Origin of the sequence: Pseudorhodoferax sp. Leaf274 (assembly GCF_001422445.1) — a bacterium.
In the GTDB taxonomy this organism is placed as follows: Bacteria; Pseudomonadota; Gammaproteobacteria; order Burkholderiales; family Burkholderiaceae_C; genus Pseudorhodoferax.
This window is the reverse complement of sequence record NZ_LMNA01000026.1, coordinates 233051-242409: the sequence shown is the minus strand read 5'-3', so window position 1 is coordinate 242409 and position 9359 is coordinate 233051. Positions and strand designations below refer to the sequence as shown.

The window sequence follows — 9359 nt, the reverse complement described above, 5'->3', positions numbered from 1 at the left end:
TCGCGGGAATCGTTGCAGATGCCGCGATTCTGGAAGCCCGCCTACCAAACAGGAACGATTGAATTCTCTGTAACTTATGCCTCTGGCATCTAAGGAGGTCGCCCGATCAGGCCAGCAAGCGCGCCATCTCGGGCTCGCGCAGCGCGTCGCCCACGGCCGCCAGCACCGGTGCCGGCAGGTGCGGGCGCAGCGCCTGCAGGTCTTCGTGCGGATCCTGCTCCGGGGCGTAGTCCTGCAGCGTGGTGAGTTGCCCGCGCGCAATGCGCTCGGCCAGGCTGGCGCACAGCGCTGCGAGGGCCATCCGCGTGGCCTGTGCCGGCGCGCGCTCCGGGTCGGTCGGCACGACGAAGGCGATGCGCGCGATCTCGCGCGTGGCCGCCTCCATGGGCACGGGCAGGCCCCAGTCCTGCAGCAGCAGCGAGCCGATCTCGCCAGCCGACACGCCCAGGCGCTGCTGCTCGGCCAAGGCGCGCGCCTGCAGGCCGATGGGCTGGGCCGTGGCATCGGCCTGCGTGTGCAGCAACGTGACCGCGGCGAAGCGGCCCAGGAAATGCAGCACCAGCTTCGTGCTCATGCCCGCGGCATCGCGCAGCTGCAGCCGCTTGGCCAGCACCAGGCTCATCTCGCCGGCGATGGCGCTGCTGCGCCACAGGATGTCGAATTCCTGGCGCAGCGCCGGATCGGGCGCCGGCATGGCCTCGCGCAGCAAATGCTGCAGGCACAGGTTGCGCACGGTGTTCAGGCCGAGGAAGGTGATGGCCTGGCCGACGCTGGTCACTGCAGTGCGCAGGCCATACAGCGGCGAGTTGACGGCGGCCATCACGCGCGCGGCGACCACGGGCTCGGTCATCACGAGCTCGGCCAGTTCGCTGGAGGAGGCCCGCGCCACGAATTCGGGCGAGACCAACTGGTGCAGCGCGCGCGGCGGCCGCGGCATCTGGCGCAGCGCCTCCAGCAGCGCCTGCCGGCGCTCGGCGGCCAGGGCTTCGTGCCGTGCGAGCCGGCCATCCTCGGCCAGTGCCTCGTCGCTGCGCACCGGCGCGGGCGGGGCCGTGGCCGGGGCTTGCGCGGCCTGCCGGGGCGGCGCCGCCGATCGCCGCGCGGCGGCCGCCGGTTGTTGCGGGCTCGCGCCGCGCCGCAGCAGCCACCAGAGCGCCAGCGCGCCGAGCACCAGCACGACCACGATCAAGCCTTCGAGCATCGTCCGTCTTTCCGTGTTGTCCGCTGTGTTGCGCCATGGGCGGCTGCGGCATGCGTGCAAATATAACCACAGGCCGGCCCGGCGCGCGCCGCGGCGCGTGCTGCGGCGCCGGCACGCCGCTGCTATCGTCGCTGCATGACCGCATCCACCACCGGCGGGCCGAGCGCCCGCAAGCTCGCCGCCCTGCAGCATGGCAACCCCAAGTCCCGCTTCCGCCTGGCCGGCATCGATCCGTCGGCCAAGCCCTTCTCCAGCGGCGACAAGGCGCAGGACAAGGCCGCCGTCGAGGCGCTGGCGCTGGAGCTTGACGCGCTGCAGAACCTGTTCTATGCCGACAAGCGCTTCAAGCTGCTGGTGGTGCTGCAGGGCATCGACACCAGCGGCAAGGATGGCACGCTGCGCGGCGTGTTCGGCCGCGTGAGCCCGCTGGGCGTGCGCGCCGTGGGATGGAAGGCGCCGACGGATGAGGAGAAGGCACACGACGTGCTGTGGCGCATCCACCGCGAGGTGCCGCGCGCAGGCGACATCGTGGTCTTCAACCGCAGCCACTACGAAGACGTGCTGGTGCCCGTGGTGCACGGCTGGATCACGCCCGAGCAGACACGCCAGCGCTACGCCCACATCAACGACTTCGAGCGCATGCTCAGCGAGAGCGGCACCGTGGTCTGCAAGTTCATGCTGCACATCGGCAAGGACGAGCAGCGCGAACGCCTGCAGGCGCGGCTGGACGATCCGGCCAAGCGCTGGAAATTCCAGGCGGAGGATCTCGCCGTGCGCGCCCAGTGGGACGACTACCAGCGCGCCTACCAGGACGCCATCGCCGCCACCGGCACGCCCTGGGCGCCCTGGACCATCGTGCCGGCCGACTCCAAGACGCACCGCAACCTCATGATCGCCACGCTGCTCAAGCGCACGCTGGAGGGCCTGCAGCTGCGCTACCCGCCCGACCCGGCGGACCTGCCCAAGAGGAAGATCGTGTGAGCACTGTGGCGGATGCAGCGGATGCTGCGCCGGTCGGCTGGCGCACGCGGCTGATCCCGGTCGTCGTCGCCTGCCCGCTGTTCCTGCAGAACCTGGACACCTCGGTCATGGCGACCGCACTGCCCAGCATCGCGCGTGCACTCGACGTGCAACCGCTGCGGCTGAACCTGGCCATCACGGCCTACCTGCTGAGCCTGGCGGTGTTCCTGCCGCTGTCGGGCTGGTGCGCCGAGCGCTTTGGCGCGCGCCGCGTGTTCTGCTGGGCCATCGCGTTGTTCGCGCTGGGCTCGGCGCTGTGCGGCATGGCGCAGACGCTGCACCAGCTCGTGCTGTTCCGCATCCTGCAGGGCATGGGCGGCGCGCTCATGGTGCCGGTGGGCCGGCTGATCCTGCTGCGCAGCGTGCCGCCGGCGCTGATGGTCTCGGCCATGGTCTGGTTCACGGTGCCGCCCACCATCGGGCGCATGCTGGGGCCGCTGTTCGGCGGCGCCATCGTGAGCTTCACGTCCTGGCGCTGGATCTTCTTCGTCAACGTGCCGTTCGGGCTGCTGGGCATCCTGCTGGCGCTGCATTTCCTGCCGGGGCCGCGCCCTGGCGGTCCGGCCCTGGCGCCGCAGCCGTTCGACGGCGTCGGCTTCGGCCTGCTGGCGCTGGGCCTGACGGCCGTGCTGGGCGCCATCGAAGTCGCCGGCAAGGGCCTGGTGGCGGGCTGGCTCGAAGGAGCCATCGCCGGCCTGGGCGTGCTGGCGCTCGTCGCCTACGTAGGGCGCAGCCGGCGCATCGCGGCGCCGCTGATCGACCTCACCATCCTGCGGCACCCGACCTACCGCGCATCCATCGTCGGCGGCATGCCGTTGCGCATCGCCATCGGCGCCTCGCCCTTCCTGCTGCCGCTCATGATGCAGCTGGGCTTCGGGCTGTCGCCGCTGGAGTCGGGCCTGATCACGGTGGCCACGGCCGTCGGCTCGCTGGCCACGCGCGTGGTGGTCACGCGCACCATCGGCTGGCTGGGTTTCAAGCCACTGCTGCTGGGCACCACGGTGATGACCAGCCTGGCCTACGCGAGCTACAGCCTGTTCACGCCGGCCACGCCGCACCCGCTGATCTTCGTCACGCTGATGCTGGGCGGGCTGGTCAACTCCATGGGCATGGTGGCGCTGCAGACGCTGGGCTACTCGGAGATTCCCAAGCCGCGCATGAGCCACGCCACCACGCTGGCGACGATGGCGCAGCAGCTCTCGCTGTCGCTGGGCGTGCTGTTCGGTGCGGCCCTGCTGGGCCTGGCGGCGCACTGGCGCGGCGGCGACCCGGCCCACCTGGCCGCGGGCGACTTCGCGCCGGCCTACTGGTGCATCGGCAGCGTGACGATGCTGTCGCTGCTGTGGTTCGTGCGGCTGGACCGCAACGCCGGGGCCGAGCTGCGCGGGCTGGGCTAGGGGCATGGCCACCTGCTGACGCGACACGCCGGCAGGCCAGCCCGGTGAGCGTGTCAGCGCGTCAGGCCGTCAAGGCGTCGTGCAGGTGTAGTTGCTGGCCAGCGCCGCGGCGGCCGCGTCGTTGGCGGGGCCGGTGTAGCGCGGGTACTGCGGGTACTGGCACAGCGGGCGCGTGAACTGCGTGGCGCCGCCGCTCACCTTGCGCGCCGTGAGCGTGCCCGGCGCGGTGTTGTTGCTGACCCAGGCATCCAGCGCGGCCAGCAGGTCGGCTTCGTCTGCACCCGGGCCGCCCGCGCAGTGGTTGACGCCGGGCGCGATGTAGTAGCGCGCGAACGTGTCCATCGCGGCCTGCCCGCCCACGGCCGCGGCGGCGGCCTGGTAGTAGGCCGTGGTGGCCTTGTAGCTCAGCGCTGCGTCGTTGCCACCGTGCCAGAGGATGAGCTTGGCGTTGCTGTTCTTGAATGGGCGCAGGTCGGTGTTGGTCGCGTCGTTGAGCGCGGCCAGCGCATAGACGGCGTTGAGGTTCGAATCCCAGGTGTACGCCAGCGAATCCTGCGCCGGGTTGCGTGCCAGGTAGTTCTTGACGGTGGTGTCCTGGAACAGGTATTGCAGCGCGCTGCGCACGTCCGGCGTGCCGCTGACCCACGTGGGCCAGGCGCCCGGATCGTCCTCGTTGCCGGTGAGGGCCCAGCCCGCGTTGGTGTAGGCCCCGCCGGCCCACGACGCCGTCGAGGTCCACGACGCGACGGCCGCCAGTTGCGCGTCGGACAGGCAGGCGTTGCCGGTGTCGGCGCCGCCCGCGCAGCGCAGCACGGCCGGGTCGAAGCTGCAGGCCTGCGGGTTGGCGACCACGCCGTCGACGATGCCGTCCGCGGCATCGCAGGCATTGCGCACCGCGCCGGCCAGCGTGGCCAGCTTGGCCGTGCTGAAGCCGCCGCCTGGTGCGGCCAGGGCCTTGGCCGTGCGGTTGAACTGGCCCATGAAGCCGACCCAGTTGTAGGCCGGCGCGCGCGCGATGATGCCGTCGAACAGGTTGGGGTTGCGTTGAGCGGCCATGAGCGCCTCGCGCCCGCCGTTCGAGCAGCCTTCGAAGTAAGCGCGGTCGGGCTGCTTGCCGTAGGCCGCCTGCACCATCTCGCGCGCCGACGACAGCACCGTGGGCACCGACAGCGAGCCGAACAGGTTGGCCGCGTAGGTGTCGTTGAGCGCGAAGTCGGCCGACAGCACGTTGCCCTGGTGGCCCGAGTCGCTGTTCACCGTGGCGTAGCCCTGCGCCAGCGCGTTGAGGTTGGGGCCCGAGAGATCGGGAATGGCGCCGTTGTAGCCGCCGCCACCGCCGTAGTAGAGCTTGCCGTTCCACTGCTGCGGCAGGCGCAGTTCCAGGTTCAGCCGGGGCGCGATGGTGGCGTTGACCTTGCAGTACAGCGGTGCGCTGCCGTTGGCGGCGACCGTGGTGGCGCCGCTCACCGTGGCGCCGGCGAGCGTCTTGCCCGCCAGCGCCGCGCAGGCCTGCTCGGCCGTGGCGGCCGCGCTGCCTGCGCCGTTGTCGTCGCTGCCGCCGCAGCCCAGCAAGGCGCCGGCGGCGAGGGCGGAAAGCGTGAACCTGAAAAGCGGAAATCCTGCTAAGTACTGCATCGCGTCTCCTCTCGTTGGTTGGAACTGGCGCGGTCAGTGTGTCACGCAGCGCCGGACTTGGATGTCAGCGGGCGAACAATTGGGTGCGCGCGATGCCGGGGGTTTTCCCCAGCAGGCGGCCGGTGGCGAGCGCCGCCGCTCAGTCGCGCTGCTCGGCGCGGGCCTTGCGCAGCCGGTAGCCGAACTGGCGCAGCGTGAGCCCCAGTGCTTCGGCCGCGCGCGCCTGCCGGTTGCCGTGCAGCACCAGCGCGTGCTCCAGTTCCTGGCGGCTGTGCGAGTGGGCCGACATGTACTGCCGCACCAGCGGTTGCGGCACGCGCAGGCGCAGGCGCTGCCCCGCCAGCGCGGCCAGCACGCGCAGCAGTGCGAGGTCGTCGTCCAGCGTGCGGTCGGGCAGGCGGCTGCGGTGGCAGCTCAGCACGCCCACGGTGCGCGCATCGGCCTGGATCGGCAGCGCGAGGAAGGCCTGGCCCTCGTCGGGCAGGTTGTCCCGGGCCACGCTGCGGGCCAGGAAGCGCGGTTCCGCATCGATGTCGTGCACCAGCACGGCCTGGCCGCTGGCCAGCACCAGCCCCGTGACGCCTTCGCCCAGCGCGTACACGCCGCGTGCGACCTCTTCGTCCGTGAGGCCGTGGGCCAGGTGGATGCGGGCCCGGTTGTCGCCCGGCAGCACCAGCACGATGCGCGCGCGCTCCAGCCCCAGCAGCGCATCCATCTGCGACAGCATGCCGCGCAGCAGCGGGTCGGGCGTGCCGGTATCGCCCAGCTGCTGCACGAGCAGGCCGAGCAACTGCAGCTCCAGCGCGCGCCACTGTGCACCGGTGCGGGGCGGGAGGGGGGACGGCGTCGCCATGCCCGATGGTGTGCAATTCGCGTGCCGCGATGTGCGTGCGTGCCGAACTGTTTTGTAACAGTGCCTTGGCGCGCTTCGTGTGATTGACTGTTTGTCTGACAATAAGATATGGTTGGCGCAACACACAGCGGAGACACACGGATGGACGAACTCGACTTTTCCGGCAAGACCGTGCTCGTGGTCGGCGGCTCCAGCGGCATCGGCAACGGCATCGCGCAGGCGTTCCGGCGCAAGGGTGCCACGGTGCACGTGGCCGGCACGCGCGCCAGCGCGGCCGACTACGCGGACTCGGCCGACTCGCAGCTCGAAGGCCTGCACTACCACCGCATCGACGCGGGCAGCACCGAATCCATCGAGTCGTTCGCGCCGCCGTTCGACCGGCTCGACGTGCTGGTGCTGTCGCAAGGGCAGGTGCTCTACAAGCGCCAGGAGTTCAAGACGCCGGCCTTCAAGCAGGTGGTCGACGTGAACATGACCAGCCTGATGACCTTCGCCGAGAAGTTCTACGCGATGCTCAAGGCCAGCCAGGGATCGATCATCACGATCAGCTCGACGGCGGCCTTCCACGCCGTGCGCGGCAACCCGGCCTATGCCGCGTCCAAGGCCGGCGCCTTCGGCCTCACGCGCACGCTGGGCGATGCGTGGGCGCGCGACGGCATCCGCGTCAACGGCATCGCGCCGGGCTTCGTCGCCACCAAGATGACGCGCGTGACCACCGACCACCCCGAGCGCAAGGAGGCGGCCATCGACCGCATCCCGCTGGGCCGCTTCGGCACGCCGACCGACATGGCCGGCGTGGCGCTGTTCCTGGCCTCGCCGCTGGCAGCCTATGTGATCGGCCAGACCATCCCCGTCGATGGCGGCCTGACGCTCTGATTCCATCCACATTGCATTGAGAGGCCATCCATGTCCTGGGACTTCGAAACCGACCCTGAATTCCAAACGCAGCTCGACTGGGTCGAGCGTTTCGTCGACGAGGAGGTCGAGCCGCTCGAGCATGTGCTGGGCAGCCCCTGGGACATCCACGACCCGCGCTTCGCCACGCTGGTGCGCCCGCTGCAGGCGCAGGTGAAGGCGCGCAAGCTCTGGGCCTGCCACCTCGCGCCGCACCAGGGCGGGCAGGGCTACGGGCAGATGAAGCTGGCGCTGCTCAACGAGATCCTGGGCCGCGCGCATTTCGCGCCCATCGTGTTCGGCTGCCAGGCGCCGGACACCGGCAACTCGGAGATCCTGTCGCACTACGGCAGCGAGGCGCAGAAGAAGAAGTACCTGGAGCCGCTGCTGGCCAACCAGATCGTCTCGTGCTTCGCGATGACGGAGCCGCAGGGCGGCGCCGACCCCAAGGTGTTCAAGACCCGTGCCGTGCAGCAGGGCGGCGACTGGGTCATCACGGGCGAGAAGTGGTTCGCCTCGAACGCGCGCTACGCCGAGTTCTTCATCGTGATGGTGGTGACCGACCCCGACGCGCCGCCCTACCAGCAGATGTCGATGTTCATCGTGCCCAAGGACGCGCCTGGCCTCACGATCATGCGCAACGTGGGCCTGGCCGACGAGCCCGTGCCCACGCACGGCTATCTCAAATTCGACGGCGTGCGCGTGCCGGCGTCCGACATGCTGGGCCAGCCCGGCGAGGCCTTCGCCGTGGCGCAGACGCGGCTGGGCGGCGGGCGCATCCACCACGCCATGCGCACCATCGGCCAGGCGAAGAAGGCCTTCGACCAGTTGTGCGAACGCGCACTGTCGCGCACCACGCAGGGCGAACTGCTGGCCGACAAGCAGATGGTGCAGGAGAAGATCGCCGATTCGTGGTGCCAGCTCGAGCAGTTCCGCCTGCTGGTGCTGCGCACAGCGTGGCGCATCGACAAGTACAAGGACTACCTCAAGGTGCGCAAGGACATCTCGGCCGTCAAGGCGCTGATGCCCAAGGTGCTGCACGACATCGCCGAGCGTGCGCTGCACATCCACGGCTCGCTGGGTGCCTCGCTCGAGATGCCCTACACCGACCAGCTGGTTCTGTCCTACCACATGGGCCTGGCCGACGGGCCGACCGAGGTGCACAAGGTCACCGTCGCCAAGCAGGTGCTGCGCGATTACCAGGCCTGCCCCGACCTGTTCCCGGCCTACCACCGGCCGCGCGCCAAGGCGGCTGCCGAGGCCAAGTACCGCCACCTGCTCGGCTGACGATGGCGCCAACGCAAGCCGTCGTGCAGCCGTGGGCTGAGCTGGTCGAGCTGGAGCGCCTGGCCGCCTGGATGGACGGCCAGGGCCTGGGCGGCGGGCCGATCACGCAGGTGCAGCCACTCACGGGCGGCACGCAGAGCGTGCTGCTGCGCTTCGCGCGCCATGGCCGCGAATTCGTGCTGCGCCGCCCGCCTGCGCACCCGCGTGCCGACGGCAACAAGACCATGCAGCGCGAGGCCCAGGTGCTGGCGGCGCTGGCCGGCAGCCGCGTGCCGCACCCTGCACTGATTGCCGCCTGCGCCGACCCGCAGGTGCTGGGCGCGGCCTTCTACCTCATGGAGCCGGTGGAGGGCTTCAACGCCTCCGTGGCCCTGCCGCCGTTGCACACGGCCGATGCCGCGCTGCGCCACCGCATGGGCCTGTCGATGGTCGATGCGCTGATCGAACTGGGCGAGGTCGACCATGTGGCGGCCGGCCTGGTGGGCCTGGGCAAGACCGAGGGCTTCCTCGAACGCCAGGTGCCGCGCTGGCGCGCGCAGCTGGAGAGTTACCACGAGTACGCGGGCTGGCCCGGGCCGGCGGAGATCCCGGGCATCGACGCGGTGGCCGACTGGCTGGAGCGGCATCGCCCCGGCAGCTTTCGCCCCGGCATCCTGCACGGCGACTTCCACCTGGCCAACGTGCTGTTCGCGCCCGGCAGTGGCGAGCTGGCGGCCATCGTCGATTGGGAACTGGTCACCATCGGCGACCCGCTGCTCGACCTGGGCTGGCTGCTGGCCACCTGGCCCGAACCCGATGCAGAGCCCGAACCGCTGTTCCGCACCCAGCCCTGGCAGGGCTTCGCCACGGCCGAGGAACTGGTGGCGCGCTATGCGGGGCATGGCAAGCGCAGCGTGGAGCACGTCCTCTGGTACGAGGTGCTGGCCTGCTACAAGCTCGGCCTGATCCTCGAGGGCACCTACGCGCGCGCCTGTGCCGGCAAGGCCAGCCAGGCGGCCGGCGACCTGCTGCACGGCCATACGCTGCTGCTGTTCCGGCGCGCGCTGCGGCGTTTGGAGCGCGCCGGCTGAGC

The 9359-nt window shown here is 70.7% G+C and carries 8 protein-coding genes; 5 read left to right on the top strand and 3 right to left on the bottom strand.

All coding sequences use genetic code 11. The annotated features are described in order from the left end of the window. Positions 1–106: 106 nt before the first annotated feature. Positions 107–1201 (bottom strand): HDOD domain-containing protein, encoded by a 1095-nt coding sequence (locus ASF44_RS21820; RefSeq protein ID WP_056901349.1) that lies wholly within the window; start codon positions 1199–1201, stop codon positions 107–109. Positions 1202–1336: 135 nt separating this feature from the next. On the opposite strand from ASF44_RS21820, the gene ASF44_RS21815 reads away from it, so the two are divergent. Both ASF44_RS21815 and ASF44_RS21810 read left to right on the top strand, forming a co-directional pair. Beyond that, positions 1337–2182: a PPK2 family polyphosphate kinase gene (locus tag ASF44_RS21815; protein ID WP_056901348.1), complete on the top strand. Its 846-nt coding sequence runs from the start codon at positions 1337–1339 to the stop codon at positions 2180–2182. After that, positions 2179–3618, top strand: coding sequence for an MFS transporter (locus ASF44_RS21810; RefSeq protein ID WP_235579303.1), 1440 nt, complete (start codon positions 2179–2181; stop codon positions 3616–3618). Before ASF44_RS21815 ends, ASF44_RS21810 begins: the two co-directional genes overlap by 4 nt. A gap of 69 nt (positions 3619–3687) precedes the next feature. Here ASF44_RS21810 and ASF44_RS21805 read toward each other — a convergent pair whose 3' ends face one another. Beyond that, positions 3688–5253: a tannase/feruloyl esterase family alpha/beta hydrolase gene (locus tag ASF44_RS21805; RefSeq protein ID WP_056901347.1), complete on the bottom strand. Its 1566-nt coding sequence runs from the start codon at positions 5251–5253 to the stop codon at positions 3688–3690. Positions 5254–5392: 139 nt separating this feature from the next. Continuing rightward, positions 5393–6106 (bottom strand): GAF domain-containing protein, encoded by a 714-nt coding sequence (locus ASF44_RS21800; RefSeq protein ID WP_056901346.1) that lies wholly within the window; start codon positions 6104–6106, stop codon positions 5393–5395. Between the two features lie 141 nt (positions 6107–6247). Between ASF44_RS21800 and ASF44_RS21795 the strand changes: the two genes are divergently transcribed. Genes ASF44_RS21795 through ASF44_RS21785 form a run of 3 tightly spaced genes read left to right on the top strand, consistent with a single transcriptional unit; the run spans position 6248 to position 9357 of the window. Then, positions 6248–6982, top strand: coding sequence for an SDR family NAD(P)-dependent oxidoreductase (locus ASF44_RS21795; RefSeq protein WP_056901345.1), 735 nt, complete (start codon positions 6248–6250; stop codon positions 6980–6982). 30 nt (positions 6983–7012) lie between these two features. Then, the gene (locus tag ASF44_RS21790) at positions 7013–8287 is read left to right on the top strand and encodes an acyl-CoA dehydrogenase family protein (RefSeq protein ID WP_056901344.1); all 1275 of its coding nucleotides are present in this window, start codon (positions 7013–7015) and stop codon (positions 8285–8287) included. Between the two features lie 2 nt (positions 8288–8289). After that, entirely contained in the window at positions 8290–9357 is a 1068-nt protein-coding gene (locus ASF44_RS21785) for a phosphotransferase family protein (protein ID WP_056901343.1), read from the top strand. Positions 9358–9359: the final 2 nt, after the last annotated feature.

Bases quoted from the DNA above. Each gene is read 5' to 3' on its own strand.
- ASF44_RS21785 (WP_056901343.1), top strand. From the start codon at position 8,290: ATGGCGCCAACGCAAGCCGTCGTGCAGCCGTGGGCTGAGCTGGTCGAG.
- ASF44_RS21800 (WP_056901346.1), bottom strand. From the start codon at position 6,106: ATGGCGACGCCGTCCCCCCTCCCGCCCCGCACCGGTGCACAGTGGCGC.
- ASF44_RS21820 (WP_056901349.1), bottom strand. From the start codon at position 1,201: ATGCTCGAAGGCTTGATCGTGGTCGTGCTGGTGCTCGGCGCGCTGGCG.
- ASF44_RS21805 (WP_056901347.1), bottom strand. From the start codon at position 5,253: ATGCAGTACTTAGCAGGATTTCCGCTTTTCAGGTTCACGCTTTCCGCC.
- ASF44_RS21815 (WP_056901348.1), top strand. From the start codon at position 1,337: ATGACCGCATCCACCACCGGCGGGCCGAGCGCCCGCAAGCTCGCCGCC.
- ASF44_RS21795 (WP_056901345.1), top strand. From the start codon at position 6,248: ATGGACGAACTCGACTTTTCCGGCAAGACCGTGCTCGTGGTCGGCGGC.
- ASF44_RS21790 (WP_056901344.1), top strand. From the start codon at position 7,013: ATGTCCTGGGACTTCGAAACCGACCCTGAATTCCAAACGCAGCTCGAC.